Source organism: Kribbella sp. NPDC059898, assembly GCF_042730855.1.
Classification (GTDB): domain Bacteria; phylum Actinomycetota; class Actinomycetes; order Propionibacteriales; family Kribbellaceae; genus Kribbella.
Genome location: NZ_JBHWKR010000004.1, coordinates 126,859 through 143,480, shown reverse-complemented (window position 1 = coordinate 143,480; position 16,622 = coordinate 126,859). Strand labels below are relative to the sequence as shown.

Below are 16,622 nucleotides of genomic sequence, written 5' to 3'. Positions count from 1 at the left end.
TCGTGGACACTTACGGATCACTGGAAGCGGTCGGACCGGTGCTGGACGCACTCGGCGACCCGACCCGGCGGGTGATCCTGGAGACCCTGCGGACCGGCGGGCCGTGCTCGGTCGGCGTACTGGCCGAGCGCGTGCCCGTCAGCAGGCCGGCGATCTCGCAGCACCTGAAGGTGCTCGGCGCGGTCGGCCTCGTGCGGCACGAGTCGCGCGGGACGCGGAACATCTACCGCGTCCACCGGTCGGGGCTCGACGAGCTGCGCGGCTGGCTCGACCAGTTCTGGGGCGACACGCTGCAGGCGTACGCGGACCACGTGCGGCGGACCGAGGAGGAACGGAAATGACTGTGGAACAAGACCTTTCACCGTTGGTGAAGACCGTCACGGTGCCGGTCGGCGTCGACCGCGCCTTCGAGGCGTTCACCGCGGAAACGTCGCAGTGGTGGCCGCTGTTCAGCCACTCGGTCGGCGAGGAGGCGGCGAACGAGGTACGGCTGGAAGGCGCCGTCGGCGGACGGATCGTCGAGTACGGCGCCGAGGGCATGCTCGCCACCTGGGGCACCTTGTCGGAGTGGGACCCGCCGGCGTCGCTCAGCTTCAGCTGGCACCCGGGGCAGGATCCAGCGGAGGCGGGGCAGGTGACCGTCACGTTCACCGCGACCGGCGACGGTACCGAGGTGAAGCTGGTCCACGCCGGCTGGGAACGCCGTGGCGACGGCGGCCGGGCGCGACTCAGCTACGACACCGGCTGGGACTACGTCCTGGGCAAGTATGTGGAGTTCGCCCGATAGTTGGTGCATGCCTCCTGTCGACCCTCGTGCTCTGGAAGCCACACTTCGGCCGCACGGCGAATCGGTGATGCTGCCGCGGGCGGCGTACGTCGATCCGGACGTACTCGCGTGGGAACGCCGGCACTTCTTCGCCGGTACGTGGACCTGCCTCGGCCGCGCCGACGAGCTGGCGAGCGGTACGACGTACCGCGAGGTGACCGTCGGCGACATCGCGACGGTGCTGACGTTCGGGGAGCGGCCGCGGGCGTTCGCGAACGTGTGCCGGCATCGTGGGCACGAATTGCTACAGCGGGACGAGGCCGGCGATCGGCGGGCGGTGGTGTGCCCGTACCACGGCTGGTCGTACGAGCTCGACGGGTCGGTGAAGAACGCGCCGCGGATGGGCGACGGGTTCGACACCACGCCGTACGGGCTGGTCGAACTACCGGCCGAGGTGTGGCACGGGTGGCTGTTCGTGAACGCGACCGGTACGGCGGAGGCGTTCGAGGACCACGTCGGCGGGCTCACCGGCCTGGTCGCGCCGTACGCGCCGGAAACCCTGGTCCGGAAATACCGGACAACGTACGACGTGGCGGCGAACTGGAAGACGATCGTGGAGAACTACCACGAGTGCTACCACTGCCCGCTGATCCATCCCGAGCTGTGCAAGGTGTCGCCACCGACGTCCGGCGACAACTGGAACCTGCCCGGCGCCTGGGTCGGCGGTCTGATGGACCTCCGCCCGGACGCCGAGACCATGTCGCTCGACGGCCGCTCGCACGGCGTGATGCTGGACGGCGTCGACCCGCGGCGGGTGAACTACGTCGGCCTGTTCCCGAACCTGCTGATCTCGCTGCACCCCGACTACGTGCTGACCCATCGCCTCGACCCGCGGACGCCGGGGCTGACCACGATCGAGTGCTCGTGGTACTTCCGGGCCGAGACGACGGACCCGACGTACGCCGTGGAGTTCTGGGACGTCACGAACCGCGAGGACTGGGCGGCCTGCGAGTCGGTGCAGCGCGGAGCCGAGTCCCCGCACTTCCGGCCCGGTCCGCTGGCACCCGCGGAGGACGCCGTCTACCAGTGGGTGACGATGCTCGCCCGCGGGTACCTCGGAAAGGACCTCAGTAGCCCAGCGTGAAACGCTTCCGGTTGTACGCCGGCGTGTCGATCTCGTTGACCAGGGCAACGGCGTAGTCCTCGGCCGAGATGTGCTCGCCGACCGGCTCGTCACCGCTGAGCCGGAACGTGCCGGTGCGCTCGCCGGGGGCGATCACGAACGCGGGCGAGAGCATCGTCCAGTTCACGTCGCCGCCGGTGGCGCGGAGGTCTTCGAGCGCCTGGGAGACGGTCAGCGACTCATTCTTGTACTCGGCCGGGAAGTCCGGCCCGTCGACCACCCGGTTGCCGTCGACAACCAAGCTGCCGGCGCCGCCGACCACGAACAGCCGGGTCGCCGTACCCCGCACCGCGCCGATCAGATTGCCGACCGCGTCCAGGTACTCCTGGTGGTCGCCGCCGGTGCGGCTCGGGCCGATGGCCGCGACCAGTACGTCGGCGTCGCCGGCGAGTTCCTTCGCCGTCGCGACGTCGTTCGCGCTGCCCCGCACCGCGCGGACGCCGGCCGGCAGTTCGCCGCCGGAGCGCGTGACGCCGGTCACCTCGTGGCCCCGGCCGACGGCCTCGGCCGCCACCCGGCTGCCGACCATCCCGCTGGCCCCGATCACCGCGATCTTCATGTCCAACTCCCGTCTTGTTCGGTCTGACCTCGACGGTATCCACTGGTAACTGGCTACTTCAACGTGCTATAAGTACCTTGTGGTAACCAAAGGAAACGTGTTCGACCCGAACTGCCCGACCCGGGTGATCCTGGACCGGCTCGGCGACAAGTGGACGGTCCTCGTCGTGCTGCGGCTGCGCTCCGGCCCGCAGCGCTTCACCGAGCTCCGCGACGCCATCGGCCAGGTCGCGCCGAAGGTCCTCACCCAGACCCTGCGCCGGATGGAACGCGACGGCCTGCTCACCCGCGAGGTCTTCCCGGAGATCCCGCCGCGCGTCGTCTACACCCTGACCCCGATGGGCGCCTCGCTGATCGACCCCATCAGCGTCCTCACCGACTGGGCCGAGACCCACATGCCCGCCATCACCCGGTCACAGGAGCAGTACGACGCCGTCAGCTGAACGCGGGTTTGCGGCGCGTGCTGTTCCTTTGTCCTAAGCGTACAAGCGGGCGGCCTTGGACAGCTGAAGTTATCCACAGGCGCCCAAGGGGCCGGTGGCCGTGGCCTGAACATCACAACCCCCGCTCGGTCCCGTCACGGCTCAACCTTTCGGGACCCTGGGCTCATCACACTCCTGGTCGGATACAAGCTGGGGGTTGGGATGGATCCAGGACGGGATCGGGAGTTCGCGGACTTCGTGGACGGGAGGTTCACGGCGTTGCAGCGGTTCGGGTATCTGCTGACGGGTGAGTGGCATCTGGGAGAGGACCTGGTGCAGACCTCGCTGACCAAGGTGTGGTTCCACCGGAACTCGTTGCGCAGCGCGAACGCGCTGGAGAGCTACACCCGCACCGTGATGGTGAACACCAGCACGCAATGGTGGCGCCGGAAGTGGAAGGGCGAGACCCCGACGGAGCATCTGCCCGAGCCGGAAACGCAGTCGGAGTACGGCGTGGTCGACGACCGGGACCTGTTGCTCCGGGCGCTCGCCACCCTCCCCCGCCGGACCCGCGCGACGCTGGTACTGCGGTACTTCGAGGACCTGCCCGAGGCCGAGATCGCCGACATCATGGGCTGTTCGCTCGGAACCGTGAAGAGCAACGTGTCCCGCGGACTCGCGAAGCTCCGCGAACACCACCTGGTAGCCGCCGTCTCCGTCCCGAAGGAGGCCTGAGCCATGACCGACGACCTGAAGACCCGCTTCACCCAACTGGTCGCGGACCCGCCGCCCCCGAGCGCACCTCCGAGCGAAGCCGTCTTCGCCCGCGTCCGTAAGGTGCGCCGCCGCCGCGCAGCCGGCGTCATGACCCTGGCCGCCGCCTGCGTCCTCGCGATAGCCCTTGCCCTCGGCAACGTCACGGACATCGGCGGCGCCCCGCCGGTCACCAACACCCCCGGCGCCCCGAAAACAGCCATCACCGGCCCCCCGACCGCCACCCCGAAACCAGCACCACCGATCAAGGTCGTTCTGAAGCCGACGGTCAACGGCCGCACGGTCAATATGACGGTCGCCGTGTCCGGGAAGGCGTTCATCCCAAGCGGCATCCCTGAGGGCACGCTGCTCCCCGACAACTCGTTCATGAACCTGTCAGCCGGAACCGTCTACTCCTACGGCGACGGCTATCAGAGCGGCTCCGACGGTGGGTCGATCAGCTGCACCACCAAGAAGCTGAAGGTCGGGTCCCAGACGTACGTGATCCCGGACCCACACACGTTCAAGCGGCCGGGGACCTACAAGTTCACGTACACGATCCAGTACTGCGGCACGAAGGGCTGGTTCCCCACCACCGCGACCACGCGCGTGGTGGTCAAATAGTCCAGGCGTGGTCGGAGGTGCCGGTGGTGGGGAGGCCGGCGGCTTTGAGGTCGGTGCGGAGGTCGCGGGGGAGGGCGAAGGTGAGGCTTTCCTCGGCGGTGGTGACCTCTTGGACGTCGGCGTAGCCGCGTTCGGCGAGCCAGCGGAGGACGTCGCGGACGAGGACCTCGGGGACGCTGGCGCCGCTGCTGACGCCGACCGCGTCGACGCCCTCCAGCCAGGCCTCGTCGATCTCGTCGGCGAAGTCGACCAGGTAGCCGCCCTTGGCGCCGTGCTCGATCGCGACCTCGACCAGGCGGACCGAGTTCGACGAGTTGCGGGAGCCGACGACCAGCATCAGGTCGGCCTCGGGGGCGAGCTTCTTGACCGCGGCCTGCCGGTTCTGGGTGGCGTAGCAGATGTCGTCGCTCGGCGGGTCCTGCAGGTGCGGGAAGCGCTCGCGCAACCGGCGTACCGTCTCCATCGTCTCGTCGACCGACAGTGTGGTCTGGGACAGCCAGACAACCTTCTCGGGGTCGCGGACGGTCACGTTCGGTACGTCGTCGGGCCCGTCGACGATGTGGACGTGGTCGGGGGCCTCGCCGGAGGTGCCGATGACCTCCTCGTGGCCCTCGTGGCCGATCAGCAGGATGTCGTAGTCAGTGGCGGCGAACCGCTTCGCCTCGTGGTGCACCTTGGTGACCAGCGGGCAGGTGGCGTCGATCGTCTTCAGCTGCCGCGCGGCCGCCTCCTCGTGCACCACCGGGGCGACGCCGTGCGCCGAGAAGATCACCGTCGCGCCCTCAGGCACCTCGGAGGTCTCGTCGACGAAGATCGCGCCGCGCTTCTGCAGCGTCTGTACGACGTACTTGTTGTGCACGATCTCCTTGCGCACGTACACCGGCGGCCCGTACAGGTCGAGCGCCTTCTCCACCGCGACGACGGCCCGGTCGACGCCCGCGCAGTACCCCCGCGGGGCCGCCAGCAGCACCCGCTTGGTCTTCGTCACGGTCGGAGCACCGGTCTCGTCAGGCTGGGAAGTCACGGCCCCATCGTACGGGGCGGGACTCAACCCCTCCGGATCCGTACACCGCCCGCGCACACGTGCAGAAACGGCTTTGTGAGCAGCATCACGACGAGGAGCCGTCCGCCCTGTCCGGACGGCTCCCCCGCGGGAGGTGTTACCAGGCCTCAAGAATGCCCGGGAAAACCCTTGTCCGCAAAGGATTTAAGTGCCGCGAAGTGCTCGGCAGTCAGCCCGGTACGCGCGTCGACCGGCAGGATCAGCTGCCCCGGAAACCGCTCCCGCTCGGCGTCACCCACCTCGTCGTCCACCCACGCGAACGACCGCTCCCCCACCCACTCCGCGACGTACGCCGCCTTCCACGACCCCCGGCGTGCCGGCGAACGCTCCGGCCACAGGATCGTCGGGAGGTCCGTGGGCAACCCGAGGAGCGGTGAGAGCAGGCGATTCGCACCGTGCTCCCAGCTGGTTGCCAGACCAGGTCGAAGGTGGCCGCGTGTGGGTTGAGTGGGCCGTCGAAATCCAGCAGCAGGAGTGGGCGCATCCCTCGATTGTCGGTGACAGGTCGTAGGGTCTGGGGGTGGCTTTGGAGACGTCGCCGGAAGCGCCCGCGGCCGTTCGCACGATTGCGAACGGGATTGCGAGCTGGATCAACCAGCTCGGGTCCGTGTGGGTCGAGGGGCAGCTGACGGACGTCTCGATCGGGCGCGGTACGACGACCGTGTTCGGCACGCTGCGGGACACCGACGCGGACATCTCGTTGCGGTTCACCTGCAACCGGCGGGTGTTCGAGACGGTCGAGGTACGCGATGGTTCCCGCGTGCTCGTGCACGCCAAGCCGAACTTCTTCGCCCGGCGCGGCACGCTCGCGCTCGCGGTCAGCGAGATCCGGCACGTCGGCATCGGCGAGCTGCTGGCGCGGATCGAGCGGCTGAAGCAGCTGCTCGGCGCGGAAGGCCTCTTCGAGCCGTACCGGAAGAAGCGCCTGCCGTTCCTGCCGCACACGATCGGCCTGATCTGCGGGCGCGACTCCGCGGCCGAGCGCGACGTGCTGGAGAACGCGAAGCGCCGTTGGCCGGCCGTCGCGTTCCGGATCGAGTACGCGTCGGTGCAGGGGCCGTCGGCGGCCGCCGAGGTGATGACCGCGCTGCGGAAGCTGGACGCGGACGACGCGGTCGAGGTGATCGTGATCGCCCGCGGCGGCGGATCGCTGGAGGACCTGCTGCCGTTCTCCGACGAGGGGCTGATCCGGGCGGTGTCCAAGACGAGTACGCCGGTGGTGAGCGCGATCGGGCACGAACCGGACACGCCGCTGCTCGACCTGGTCGCGGACCTGCGCGCGTCGACGCCGACGGACGCGGCGAAGCGGATCGTGCCCGACGTACGCGAGGAGCTGGACGGCGTCCGGCTGCTCCGCGAGCGCGGGCTGCGGGCGGTCCGGTCGTGGCTGGATCGCGAGGCGCACGCGCTGGCGGCGATCCGCTCGCGGCCGGCGCTGGCGGCGCCGGTCAGCGATCTGCAGCGGCGGGCCGACGAGATCTCGGCGCTGGTCGAACGCAATCGGCGGACGTTGACGCATCGGCTGGACCGGGCGAGCGACGACCTCGCGCACCGGCTGGCGAGCGTCCGGGCGTTGTCACCGAAGGCGACGCTCGAGCGCGGGTACTCCGTGCTGCAACTGGCCGACGGTACGGCCGTCCGGGAGATGGCGCAGGTGGCGCCCAGGGACCTGCTGCAGGCGCGGGTCACCGACGGCCGCTTCGCGGTGGAAGTCAAGTCCGAGGAGAAGAAGTGAGCGGCGACCGACCCGAGATCACCTATGAGCAGGCCCGCGAGGAGCTCGTCGAGGTGGTCCGCAAGCTCGAAGCCGGCGGCACCACGCTCGAGGAGTCGCTGGCACTGTGGGAACGCGGCGAGGAGCTCGCCACCACCTGCCAACGCTGGCTGGACGGCGCCCGCGAACGCCTCACGAAGGCGCAGGCCGCGCACGAGGAGAAGTCCAGCTGATCACCCGGCCCGCACAACCGGAGGATCTGTACGGGGCTGCCGAGGCGCGGGTGGCCAGCTGGCGTGGGACGTTCACCGGGCTCGTCCCACAGGACTTTCTCGACGCGATGGACCCGGTCGCGATCGCCGCCTCCTGGGCGGACAGCATCGCGGCGGGACGCTCGCGGATCCACGTCGCCGTACGTGACGACCGGGTCATCGGGTACGCCGGCGTCGGCCCCGAGCGCGACCCACAAGCCCCGCCGTACACCGGCGAGCTGTACGCGCTCTTCGTGCACCCGGACCACTGGGGGTCCGGCGCCGGCCGCGCCTTGACCGACGCCGCCTGCACCGATCTGCGGGCCGCGGGCTGTACCACTGTGCAACTTTGGGTGCTCGAGGCAAACATCCGCGCGCGCACGTTCTACACGCGCTATGGGTTCTCCGAGACCTCCGATCGCACCTGCTCCTCGCTCGGGAACCTCCCGGAGATCAGGCTGACCGCGCCGCTGATCTGAGGGTTCCTGGAGGTGCATGGGAGTTCAAACGCTGAGCAGGTCCTTGGCGACGGCCGTCAGTCCGGTCTTCATCCGCTCGAGCTCGAATCCCTGGTTTCGCAACGCGTTGTGCAGGTCGGCGGCCAGCGGTGCCAGCAGGACATGGGCCGTGTAGTCCGCGTCGAGGTCCGGGCGGGCCGACTCGATCAGGTGCGACAGATGGCGGTGCCAGAGGTGGTACGAGCCGATCCGGTAGCGCGCGCCGTCCGACGCGTTCTCGCTGTCCATGAACAGTTCGACGTGCCGGTCCAGCAGGTCCAGGTACGCGTCGAGGAACGCCAGCACCCGCACGACCGGCGACGTACCCGGGCCGAGCGGCGGCGGGCCGGTGAGCAGCTTGGCCTGCAGCTCCTGCTCGCGCTCGTCGAGCAGCGCGACCGCGAGCCCGGCACGATCACCGAACCGGCGGAACACGGTCCCCTTCCCGACCCCGGCCGCGGCGGCGATCGCGTCGAGCGAAACGTTCCGCACCCCGTGCTCGGTGAACAGCCGCTCGGCCGCCTCCAGCACGCGCAGCCGATTGCGCCGGGCGTCGGCCCGCTCCGGGCGCGGTGCGCCCACGACCGGCAGCTCGCGTGGTGAAACGGACTTCGGTCCGGTACTGTCGTGCATGAGACGGACTGTAGTCCGCTCACGGCGTGGGAGGAAGCTCATGAGGGGTGCGGTGACCGGCTGATGGCATGGATCGTGTTGCTCGCGGCGGCGGCGTTCGAGATCGCGTTCGCGCTCAGCCTGAAGCCGAGCGAAGGTTTCAGCCGGTTGTGGCCGACGCTCGGCGTCCTGGTGTTCGGCGTGATCTCGGTGGCGTTGCTGGCCAGGACGCTGGACCGGCTGCCGGTCGGTACGGCGTACGCGATCTGGACCGGCATCGGATCGGTCGGGGTGGTGACGCTCGGGATCGTCCTGTTCCACGAGCCGGTGACACCCGCACGCCTGGCGTGCATCGCGCTGATCGTCATCGGCGTCGTCGGCCTCCGCCTCGCCGGCGCGGACTGAGCGGACCCTGCACCAAACCGCGCCCACGGCCGCCTCGCACTGCGCGCTGAGCGTGCGGCTTCGGGGCGGGCGTGGTTGGGCCGCTTCTCAACTGGTCGTACGGCGCCGGCGGCGGGCGTAGGCGCTCGGGCGGGTCGGATGCAGTTCCTCGGCCGGGACCGGCGAGCCGGAGAGCAGTTGGTGGTACGTCGGCCAGCTCGTCGCCCGCGGCGGAACGTTGCCGATGGCATCGACTCTGGTGACCGGGTGGCTGCCGTCCAGGACCGGGTTCCACAGATCGGCGTCGCTGCGCAGCTCCCGGAGTTCGCCGAACAGCTCGCGGCCGAACCAGCACGGGAAGCTCTCGCCGTCGTCGTACCGGCAGACACCGATCGGTGTGGCGACCTCCGCCACCAGCGACCAGACCGCGGCGGACGTGATCCCGGGCTGGTCACCGGGCAGTACGACGATCCCGTCGGCGCGCCGGTCGACCGCGTCCAGCGCCGGCACGATCGACGCGCTGCCGGTGTCGGCGTGCGGCGACTCGACCACGCGGACCCCGTCCAGGTCGATCCGGTCGCGGATCTGCCCGGACGCGCTGCCCAGCGTCACGACCAACTGGTCGAACCCGCAGTCCCGCGCCCCGTCCAGCGCCGCACCGAACAACGTCCCGCCGCGATAGGCCAGCAACTGCCAGGGCGCACCCAGATGTGGTGCGGCGTCAGCGCCCAGCAACAGCCCCGTGATGAACATGACCGGGTCAACTCCCCGGCCGGGATGGCATGCGCATCCGAGACTCGATTCGCTGGTCCCCGAGCGTACAAAGCCGAGCTTCGATGGAAGCGCCTGCTCCGGGCAGGTGTCAACGACCGTCCGGAAAGTGGGCGCAAGTGCCCACGAACTGGTCAATACCGGGCGGTAGCCCTCAGTGCAGGGCGGTAGCGAAGGTTGCGAGGGCCGGGTACCCGGCGTTTCCGGTGACGATGGTGGTCACGCCGGACGTCACCAGGACCAAGGCGTTCTCGTTCTTCCGGTCCAGCAGGACCTTGCGCTGCCAGGTCGCGCCGGCCACGGTCGCGGTGCCATCATCGGCGGTCCGGCCGAGCCTGTCGGCGAGGAACTTCCCGGTCGCCATGTTCGACTGCTCGAGGCCGACGTACAGCTTCTTGTCGGTCACGGTGCCCAGGTGCCAAGTGATCGGCTCCTGCTGCGGTGCGAGGAACTCGACGCTGTTCGCGGTCCAGCCGGCCGGCATCGGCTCCGGGCCGCGGACCCACGGCGCGACCTTGCGGGCGTCCTCCAGCTGGGCGGTGTACTCGACCGGCTTGACTTCCTCGTGCTTCGGCCGCCAGGTGACGACGATCAGGAACGCGACCACGGCCAGGCAGATCGCCATCGCGAACACCATGTTGCCGACGGTCTGCGACTTCGCCTTGTCCCGCCGGTACGCCTGCCGGTACTCGTTCGCCTCCGCCTGGATCTGGGCGCGTTCCTGGGCCTTCTCCTGGGCCTTCTCCTGGGCCTCGGCGTCGCCGGGAGCGTCCTGACCTGTCGAACTCATGCCCACAGTGTCTCGCGTTGCGCAATCCGCCCGAACACCGCCCAAGGACGTTGGCTACGATCCGTGGACATGACGGACCCGACATCGCCACCGGCCCATTTGGAGGTCGAGGCGCACGCGCCCGACCGGAACCTCGCCCTCGAACTGGTCCGGGTCACCGAGGCCGCGGCGATGGCGGCCGGGCGCTGGGTCGGCCGCGGCGACAAGAACGGCGCCGACGGCGCGGCCGTGAACGCGATGCGGACGCTCATCGGCACCGTCGGGATGAACGGCGTGGTGGTGATCGGCGAGGGCGAGAAGGACAACGCCCCGATGCTCTTCAACGGCGAGCAGGTCGGCGCCGGCGAGGGCCCGGAGTGCGACGTCGCGGTGGACCCGGTCGACGGTACGACGCTGGTCGCGAAGGGCATGAACAACGGCATCGCGGTGATGGCGGTCGCGCCGCGGAACTCGATGTACGACCCGTCCGCGGTCTTCTACATGGAGAAGCTGGTGGTCGGCCCGGAGGCGGCCGAGGTGGTCGACATCCGGCTCCCGGTCGCGGAGAACATCCGCCGGGTGGCGAAGGCGAAGGGCTCCACCGTCGACGACGTCACCGTCGTACTGCTGGACCGGCCGCGGCACGACGAGCTGGCCCAGCAGATCCGGGCCACCGGTGCGCGGATCAAGTTCATCTCCGACGGCGACGTGGCCGGCGCGGTCGAGGCGGCCCGCCCGGACACCGGCCTGGACATGCTGCTCGGCATCGGCGGTACGCCGGAGGGCATCATCGCGGCCTGCGCGATGAAGTGCCTCGGCGGGAAGATCCAGGGCAAGCTCTGGCCGCGCGACGCCGCCGAGCGGCAGAAGGCACTCGACGCCGGGCACGACCTGGACCGGGTGCTGGACACCGACGACCTGGTCAGCGGCGACGACTGCTTCTTCGTCGCGACCGGCATCACCGACGGCGAGCTGCTCCGCGGCGTCCGGTACGGCCGCTCGACGGCCCGAACGCACTCGCTGGTGATGCGCTCCCGGAGCGGCACGATCCGCTCGATCGAGAGCGTCCACCAGTTGGAGAAGCTCCGCGCGTACTCCGCGATCGACTTCGAGCACGCCCGATGAGCGCACCCGTCCTCGTCATCGGCGAGGCTCTCGTGGACATTGTCGGTACGGCGGTCAAGCGCAACGGCAACGGGAAGACCAAGGCGACGCCGGGCGGGTCCCCCGCGAACGTGGCGGTCGGGCTGGCGCGGCTCGGGGTGCCGACCGAGCTGGTCACCCGGTTCGGGACGGACGGGTACGGCGACCAGCTCGGCGCGCACCTGTTCGGGAACGGCGTACAGCTCGCGCCCGGGTCCGTCGACCCGAACTTCCGGACCAGTACGGCGACCGCGACGCTCGACGCGGAGGGTGTCGCGACGTACCAGTTCGACATCTCCTGGGAGCCGCCGGCGTTGTCGCTGTCCCGCGGCTGCCCGGCCGTGCACACCGGGTCGATCGCGACTGTGCTCGAGCCGGGCGCGGCGGCGATCCGGGCATTCCTGGAGTCGGTCGCGGACCAGCCCGTGACCGTGACGCTGGACCCGAACGCGCGGCCGAGCATCACGCCGGACCCGGTGTCGACGTGGGCCGCCGTACGGCAGCTGGCCGCGTTGAGCGACCTGGTGAAGCTGAGCGACGAGGACTGCGAGTTCCTGCGTCCGGGGATCGAGCCGGCCGACATCGCCGCCGAGCTGCTGACCACGGAGCGGACGCAGTGCGTGGTGATCACCCGCGGCGGCAAGGGCGCGCTCGGGGTCAGCCGGGACGCGCAGGTCGACGTGATCGCGCCGGCGATCCAGGTCGTCGACACGGTCGGCGCCGGCGACTCGTTCATGGCCGCGCTGATCGCGGGCCTGGAGCAGCGCGGGCTGCTCGGCGAGCGGCGGCTGGCCGGGCTGACGGCCGAGGACCTCCACGACATCGTGGAGTACGCCGTACGGGCGGCGGCGATCACCTGCACGCGGAACGGCGCCGACCCGCCGACGGCGGCCGAGTACACGGCGACCTGGGGTTCCTGACGGTGTCCGTCGAGGCGTGGTCCGCCGAGCTGGAGTCCAAGGGCAGTGTGGACTTCCCGCCGCGCCGGAGCAGGCTGTGGGTGCGGCTGTTCGGGTTCGGCCTGCTGATGGTGCTGTCGGCGTGGACGAACGTCGACCACCTGCGCGCGGACGGCGTGTCCGGCGCGCTCGGCATACTGCGGCTGACCGCGCTCGCGGCGTTCGTCTACGGGACCGGGCTGACCGCGTGGCAGCTGGTCACGAACCGCCCGGTCGTCACGGTGAACGCCGAGGGCATCACCCGCGGCCGGAGCCTGCCCTGGTCGGGCATCACCGGCATCGACGAACCGGCCGGCCTCCCGTTCGCGCGCACGGTTCAGGTACGCCCGGCGGACCGGCGTACCCGCCCGATCTCGATCTCGCAGGACAACGTCGAGGACCTGGACGCCCTCACCCCGTGGCTACGCGCACTGCACCGGCAGCACCTAGCGGACTGAGCTGCGGACGGCGCTGAGGTGTTCGCGGGACCGGGCCGCCGCGAGCTCGGGGTCCTTCGCGCGGATCGCGTCCGCGATCGCCTCGTGCGCCGCCTGGTCGTGCCGGTGCCGGTGCTCGTCGTCCAGCTTGAGCATGTCGATCATCGCCCGCCGGATCCGCGGCACGAACGTGTCGAACAGCTCGGTCAGTACGGCGTTGTGCGCGGCCGTCACCACCGCGCGGTGGAACGCGAGGTCGGCCTCGATGTACCAGTCGTCCGGCGCGTTCGCCGCCGCCCGCTTGCGGTCCGCGAGGGTGTAGCGGAAGTTCTTCAGGTCCCCCGGCGTACGGCGGGACGCGGCCAGCCGGGCGCCCTCGGTCTCGATCGCCAGCCGTCCCTCGAGTACGTCGGTGATGTCCGCCTTCCGCAGGACCTTGTCCCAGTCCTCGGCGGCCTGGAGCGCGACCACGAACACGCCCGCGCCCTGCCGGCTCTCCAGCACCCGCCGGCCGGCCAGCTCGCGGACGGCCTCGCGGATCGTCGACCTGCCGACGCCGAGCTGGGCGGCCAGTGTGGTCTCGCCCGGAAGCCTGGCGCCGAGCGTCCACTCGCCGCTGCCGATCCGGCGCAGCAGCTCCTCGGCGGCCTGCTCGGCCAGTGGGTGTCGGCGAATCATGCAGATCAGTCTATGGTGCTTTGAGTTGTCAGCTTGTCTGAGGAGTTGATAGCCTACTCGGCATGCGCTTGCTCCCGGGTCTCCTCCTTCTTGGCCGCCACGGCGGGAGCTGATTCGATCGGCGCTCCCGTCGTGGAGTGCAGTCGTCCGCCGGTCCTCCTACCGCTTGGAAGGACCTTCCCATGAACCGTCAGCAGCCCTCCCCGATGCCCAGCCGCCGGTACCGCGACATCTTCGCCAAGGTCCCGGTCGCGCCCGTCGACCGCACCTGGCCGGACCGCCGGATCACCGCGGCGCCGCTCTGGGTCCCGGTCGATCTCCGGGACGGCAACCAGGCCTTGGCCGAGCCGATGGACCGGGAACGGAAGCGCAGGTTCTTCGAGCTGATGGTTGCCATCGGCTACAAAGAGATCGAGGTCGGGTACCCGTCCGCGTCGCAGACCGACTTCGACTTCGTGCGGCTGCTGGCCACGTCCGATCTCGTCCCGGACGACGTGACGATCGTGGTGTTCACGCCGGCCCGGCCCGACCTGATCGCGCGGACGGTCGAGTCGGTCGCGGGGATGCGCGGCGACGTGGTCATCCACATGTACGCCGCGACCGCGCCGGTGTGGCGGGACGTCGTACTGCGCAAGTCGCGGGACGAACTGGCGTCGATGATCTACGCCGGGTCGGAGGAGATCCAACGGCTCGCGGGCGACTCGGCGCGGTTCCAGTTCTCGCCCGAGGTGTACAACCTGACCGAGCCCGACTACGTCCTCGAACTCGCGGACCGGCTCACCAAGCAGTGGGACGCGTCGCCGGAACGGCCGGTGATCCTGAACCTGCCCGCGACGATCGAGGCCGCGACGCCGAACGTGTACGCCGACCAGATCGAGTACATGCACCAGAACCTGCCGCGCCGGGACGGAGTCATCCTGTCGGTGCATCCGCACAACGACCGCAGTACCGGCATCGCCTGCGCGGAACTCGCCGTACTTGCCGGGGCGCAACGCGTCGAGGGCTGCATCTTCGGCAACGGCGAACGCACCGGGAACGTCGACATCGCCACGCTCGCGCTCAACCTGCACGCGCAGGGCGTCGACCCGATGATCGACTTCTCCGGCATCGACGGGATCCGGGACGTGGTCGAGTACTGCACGCGGATGCCGATCCATCCACGGCACCCGTACGTCGGGGAGCTCGTGTATACGGCGTTCTCGGGGACGCACCAGGACGCGATCCGGAAGGGCTTCGCCGTCCAGGACGACGGGTTGTGGGAGGTGCCGTATCTGCCGATCGATCCGGCCGACGTGGGGCGCGGGTACGAGGCTGTCGTCCGCGTGAACAGCCAGTCGGGTAAGGGTGGGATCGCGCATGTGCTGGAGTCTGTGTACGGGATCAAGCTGTCTGACGAACGGGAGTTCGCGCGGCACGTGCAGCGACGGACGGACGAGACCGGGCGCGAAGCGACCGCTTCGGAGCTGAAGGCGTTGTACGAGGAGGTTTACGGGTGCTCGAACTGAAGGACGTCGACTTCGTCCGGGACGGCAAACTGCTGCTGTCCGGGGTGACGCTGACCGTGGGCGAAGGCGAGCGGTGGGCCCTGCTCGGCCCGAACGGCGCCGGCAAGAGCACGATGCTCGGCCTCTGCGGCGCCGTCACGCACCCGACCCGCGGCACGGTCGAGATCCTCGGCCGCCGTCTCGGTACGGTCGACATCCGCACACTGCGGGAGTCCATCGGTCACGTCAACCCACGGCACCCGCTGCGGTCGCCGCTGAGCATCCGGGACGTCGTACTGACCGGGCTCACCGGCACCATCGAACGCATGCCCCGCTGGGAACCTGCGCCCGCCGAGTCGGCGCGCGCCGCGGAACTGATCGACCTCCTCGGCGTCACCGCCCTCGCCGACTCCCCCTGGACCACCATCTCCCAAGGCGAACGCGGCCGCGCCCTGATCGCCCGCGCCCTCATCTCCGACCCCCAGCTCCTGCTCCTCGACGAACCGTCCACCGGCCTCGACGTAGCCGCCCGCGAACAACTCCTCGAGGTCCTCGACCACATCCACACCACCCACCCCCACCTGGCCTGGCTCCTCGTCACCCACCACCTCGAAGAACTCCCCACCTGCACCACCCACGCCGCCCTCATCCGCAACGGCCAACTCCTCGCCGCCGGCCCCGTGGACGAGGTCATCACCACCCCCCTCATCTCCCAAACCTTCGCCCACCCCATAACCATCACCCACCACACCGGCCGCTGGACCGCCACCACCGGCCGCCCCCACTGAGCAGCCCCAGCACCGCCGACGCGTCCGCCGCCGGAGCACGGAGAGATACCCAGCCGAGGATTGTCCTGGTGCGGCGCATGCTGTCAGTCTGAGCCATCGGATCCGCGCCGACCGACTGGCTGGGGGAACATGACGGTGATGGGGGAACGTCCCGCCGAGGACTGGAGCGACGAACTGCGCCGCACCGGTCGAGTGGTCTTTCCCCTCCGGCGGCGTCCGATGCTCTGGCAATTCGGCTTCGGGCTCGCGCCGCTCGCGGTGATGGCCGTGTTCCTGGTACCCGACGAGATGCACGGGACAACGGCCGAACGGCACGCCCTCGTCGTGTGGTTGTTCATGGTCGTGCTCGGACTGATCGGAGGAGCCTGGCAATTCCTCGCCCGGCGTCCGGCGGTCACCGTCGACCACGAAGGCATCCGCCGCGGCTCGCGCAAGCTCATCGCCTGGAGCGAGATCGGCGCGATCGGAATCGCCACCGGTCCGCTGTGGGCACGGGCGCTCCCGATCATCCCGCAGAACACCGCGCGCCGGGACCTTCTCCTCAGCGGCATGAACATCCGCGACCTCATAGCGTTCCGCCACTGGCTGGAAGACCTCCTCGCCGATCACCGTGGTACTGCGTCGTCGATCGACTGAGCCGTCGATTGCGGTGACTCTGCTCCAGGGATGGAGACCTGTTCTTCCTGGTGATCTCGGCCGGACCGATGGGGCGGCTGACGGGGCTGCTCGACGAGCCCGGCCGGCGGTACGTCGGTTGCCTAGCGATCGCCGTCCGCGTCGGCTTCCC

Annotated in this window: 23 protein-coding genes; 16 read left to right on the top strand and 7 right to left on the bottom strand. The window is 70.0% G+C overall.

Annotation, left to right across the window (positions count from 1 at the left end; genetic code table 11):
- The first annotated feature begins 2 nt into the window (after nt 1-2).
- From ACFV9C_RS14680 to ACFV9C_RS14670, 3 genes are read left to right on the top strand one after another with little or no spacing between them, the layout of a single operon-like run.
- Entirely contained in the window at nt 3-341 is a 339-nt protein-coding gene (locus ACFV9C_RS14680; protein WP_380193802.1) for an ArsR/SmtB family transcription factor, read from the top strand.
- Nucleotides 338-787, top strand: a complete 450-nt coding sequence (locus tag ACFV9C_RS14675) for an SRPBCC domain-containing protein (RefSeq protein WP_380193800.1) — start codon at nt 338-340, stop codon at nt 785-787. Before ACFV9C_RS14680 ends, ACFV9C_RS14675 begins: the two co-directional genes overlap by 4 nt.
- A gap of 7 nt (nt 788-794) precedes the next feature.
- The gene (locus tag ACFV9C_RS14670; RefSeq protein WP_380193799.1) at nt 795-1,910 is read left to right on the top strand and encodes an aromatic ring-hydroxylating dioxygenase subunit alpha; all 1,116 of its coding nucleotides are present in this window, start codon (nt 795-797) and stop codon (nt 1,908-1,910) included.
- Here ACFV9C_RS14670 and ACFV9C_RS14665 read toward each other — a convergent pair.
- Nucleotides 1,894-2,508 carry an NAD(P)-dependent oxidoreductase gene (locus ACFV9C_RS14665; protein WP_380193796.1) on the bottom strand — a complete coding sequence of 205 codons (615 nt, stop codon included), beginning with the start codon at nt 2,506-2,508 and terminating at the stop codon, nt 1,894-1,896. The two genes, ACFV9C_RS14670 and ACFV9C_RS14665, sit on opposite strands and share 17 nt — an antisense overlap.
- A gap of 79 nt (nt 2,509-2,587) precedes the next feature.
- Here ACFV9C_RS14665 and ACFV9C_RS14660 point away from each other — a divergent pair, with 79 nt between their 5' ends.
- The 3 genes from ACFV9C_RS14660 (at nt 2,588) to ACFV9C_RS14650 (ending at nt 4,306) form a co-directional block, all read left to right on the top strand.
- Nucleotides 2,588-2,950: a winged helix-turn-helix transcriptional regulator gene (locus ACFV9C_RS14660; RefSeq protein ID WP_380193794.1), complete on the top strand. Its 363-nt coding sequence runs from the start codon at nt 2,588-2,590 to the stop codon at nt 2,948-2,950.
- Nucleotides 2,951-3,151: 201 nt separating this feature from the next.
- Nucleotides 3,152-3,664 carry a SigE family RNA polymerase sigma factor gene (locus ACFV9C_RS14655; RefSeq protein ID WP_380193792.1) on the top strand — a complete coding sequence of 171 codons (513 nt, stop codon included), beginning with the start codon at nt 3,152-3,154 and terminating at the stop codon, nt 3,662-3,664.
- A gap of 3 nt (nt 3,665-3,667) precedes the next feature.
- Nucleotides 3,668-4,306, top strand: coding sequence for a hypothetical protein (locus tag ACFV9C_RS14650; protein ID WP_380193790.1), 639 nt, complete (start codon nt 3,668-3,670; stop codon nt 4,304-4,306).
- On the opposite strand, the gene ACFV9C_RS14645 is transcribed toward ACFV9C_RS14650, so the two are convergent.
- Both ACFV9C_RS14645 and ACFV9C_RS14640 read right to left on the bottom strand, forming a co-directional pair.
- Complete coding sequence (locus ACFV9C_RS14645; RefSeq protein ID WP_380193788.1) at nt 4,299-5,330, bottom strand: 4-hydroxy-3-methylbut-2-enyl diphosphate reductase; 1,032 nt, start codon at nt 5,328-5,330, stop codon at nt 4,299-4,301. The genes ACFV9C_RS14650 and ACFV9C_RS14645 overlap by 8 nt on opposite strands.
- A 146-nt stretch (nt 5,331-5,476) precedes the next feature.
- Nucleotides 5,477-5,620, bottom strand: coding sequence for a hypothetical protein (locus ACFV9C_RS14640; RefSeq protein WP_380193786.1), 144 nt, complete (start codon nt 5,618-5,620; stop codon nt 5,477-5,479).
- 269 nt (nt 5,621-5,889) lie between these two features.
- Between ACFV9C_RS14640 and xseA the strand changes: the two genes are divergently transcribed.
- The 3 genes from xseA to ACFV9C_RS14625 are packed head-to-tail and all read left to right on the top strand — an operon-like array spanning nt 5,890 to nt 7,813.
- Nucleotides 5,890-7,104, top strand: coding sequence for an exodeoxyribonuclease VII large subunit (gene xseA, locus ACFV9C_RS14635; protein ID WP_380193784.1), 1,215 nt, complete (start codon nt 5,890-5,892; stop codon nt 7,102-7,104).
- On the top strand, nt 7,101-7,316 hold the full coding sequence (locus tag ACFV9C_RS14630; protein ID WP_380193782.1) for an exodeoxyribonuclease VII small subunit: 216 nt from the start codon (nt 7,101-7,103) through the stop codon (nt 7,314-7,316). The genes xseA and ACFV9C_RS14630 overlap by 4 nt, the downstream gene beginning before the upstream one ends.
- A gap of 50 nt (nt 7,317-7,366) precedes the next feature.
- Nucleotides 7,367-7,813 (top strand): GNAT family N-acetyltransferase, encoded by a 447-nt coding sequence (locus ACFV9C_RS14625; RefSeq protein ID WP_380193780.1) that lies wholly within the window; start codon nt 7,367-7,369, stop codon nt 7,811-7,813.
- A 24-nt stretch (nt 7,814-7,837) separates the two neighbouring features.
- Here the strand turns inward: ACFV9C_RS14625 and ACFV9C_RS14620 are convergent, their stop codons facing one another.
- A complete protein-coding gene (locus tag ACFV9C_RS14620; RefSeq protein WP_380193779.1) occupies nt 7,838-8,464 on the bottom strand; it encodes a TetR/AcrR family transcriptional regulator in 627 nt (208 codons plus the stop codon).
- A gap of 63 nt (nt 8,465-8,527) precedes the next feature.
- Here ACFV9C_RS14620 and ACFV9C_RS14615 point away from each other — a divergent pair, with 63 nt between their 5' ends.
- A complete protein-coding gene (locus ACFV9C_RS14615; RefSeq protein ID WP_380193777.1) occupies nt 8,528-8,848 on the top strand; it encodes a DMT family transporter in 321 nt (106 codons plus the stop codon).
- Nucleotides 8,849-8,935: 87 nt separating this feature from the next.
- Here the strand turns inward: ACFV9C_RS14615 and ACFV9C_RS14610 are convergent, their stop codons facing one another.
- On the bottom strand, nt 8,936-9,580 hold the full coding sequence (locus tag ACFV9C_RS14610; RefSeq protein WP_380193775.1) for an NTP transferase domain-containing protein: 645 nt from the start codon (nt 9,578-9,580) through the stop codon (nt 8,936-8,938).
- A 172-nt stretch (nt 9,581-9,752) separates the two neighbouring features.
- Nucleotides 9,753-10,388, bottom strand: coding sequence for a DUF4245 domain-containing protein (locus tag ACFV9C_RS14605; RefSeq protein ID WP_380193774.1), 636 nt, complete (start codon nt 10,386-10,388; stop codon nt 9,753-9,755).
- 69 nt (nt 10,389-10,457) lie between these two features.
- Here ACFV9C_RS14605 and glpX point away from each other — a divergent pair, with 69 nt between their 5' ends.
- Genes glpX through ACFV9C_RS14590 form a run of 3 tightly spaced genes read left to right on the top strand, consistent with a single transcriptional unit; the run spans nt 10,458 to nt 12,906 of the window.
- Nucleotides 10,458-11,492, top strand: coding sequence for a class II fructose-bisphosphatase (gene glpX, locus ACFV9C_RS14600; RefSeq protein WP_380193772.1), 1,035 nt, complete (start codon nt 10,458-10,460; stop codon nt 11,490-11,492).
- Entirely contained in the window at nt 11,489-12,430 is a 942-nt protein-coding gene (locus ACFV9C_RS14595) for a carbohydrate kinase (RefSeq protein ID WP_380193771.1), read from the top strand. The genes glpX and ACFV9C_RS14595 overlap by 4 nt, the downstream gene beginning before the upstream one ends.
- Before the next feature lie 2 nt (nt 12,431-12,432).
- Nucleotides 12,433-12,906 carry a hypothetical protein gene (locus ACFV9C_RS14590; RefSeq protein ID WP_380193770.1) on the top strand — a complete coding sequence of 158 codons (474 nt, stop codon included), beginning with the start codon at nt 12,433-12,435 and terminating at the stop codon, nt 12,904-12,906.
- Here ACFV9C_RS14590 and ACFV9C_RS14585 read toward each other — a convergent pair.
- On the bottom strand, nt 12,895-13,563 hold the full coding sequence (locus tag ACFV9C_RS14585; protein WP_380193769.1) for a FadR/GntR family transcriptional regulator: 669 nt from the start codon (nt 13,561-13,563) through the stop codon (nt 12,895-12,897). The two genes, ACFV9C_RS14590 and ACFV9C_RS14585, sit on opposite strands and share 12 nt — an antisense overlap.
- Nucleotides 13,564-13,745: 182 nt before the next feature.
- Here ACFV9C_RS14585 and ACFV9C_RS14580 point away from each other — a divergent pair, with 182 nt between their 5' ends.
- The 3 genes from ACFV9C_RS14580 (at nt 13,746) to ACFV9C_RS14570 (ending at nt 16,471) form a co-directional block, all read left to right on the top strand.
- Nucleotides 13,746-15,068 carry a 2-isopropylmalate synthase gene (locus tag ACFV9C_RS14580; protein WP_380193767.1) on the top strand — a complete coding sequence of 441 codons (1,323 nt, stop codon included), beginning with the start codon at nt 13,746-13,748 and terminating at the stop codon, nt 15,066-15,068.
- Nucleotides 15,056-15,835 carry an ABC transporter ATP-binding protein gene (locus ACFV9C_RS14575; protein ID WP_380193765.1) on the top strand — a complete coding sequence of 260 codons (780 nt, stop codon included), beginning with the start codon at nt 15,056-15,058 and terminating at the stop codon, nt 15,833-15,835. The genes ACFV9C_RS14580 and ACFV9C_RS14575 overlap by 13 nt, the downstream gene beginning before the upstream one ends.
- A gap of 129 nt (nt 15,836-15,964) precedes the next feature.
- Nucleotides 15,965-16,471 carry a hypothetical protein gene (locus ACFV9C_RS14570; RefSeq protein ID WP_380193763.1) on the top strand — a complete coding sequence of 169 codons (507 nt, stop codon included), beginning with the start codon at nt 15,965-15,967 and terminating at the stop codon, nt 16,469-16,471.
- Nucleotides 16,472-16,622 lie beyond the last annotated feature (151 nt).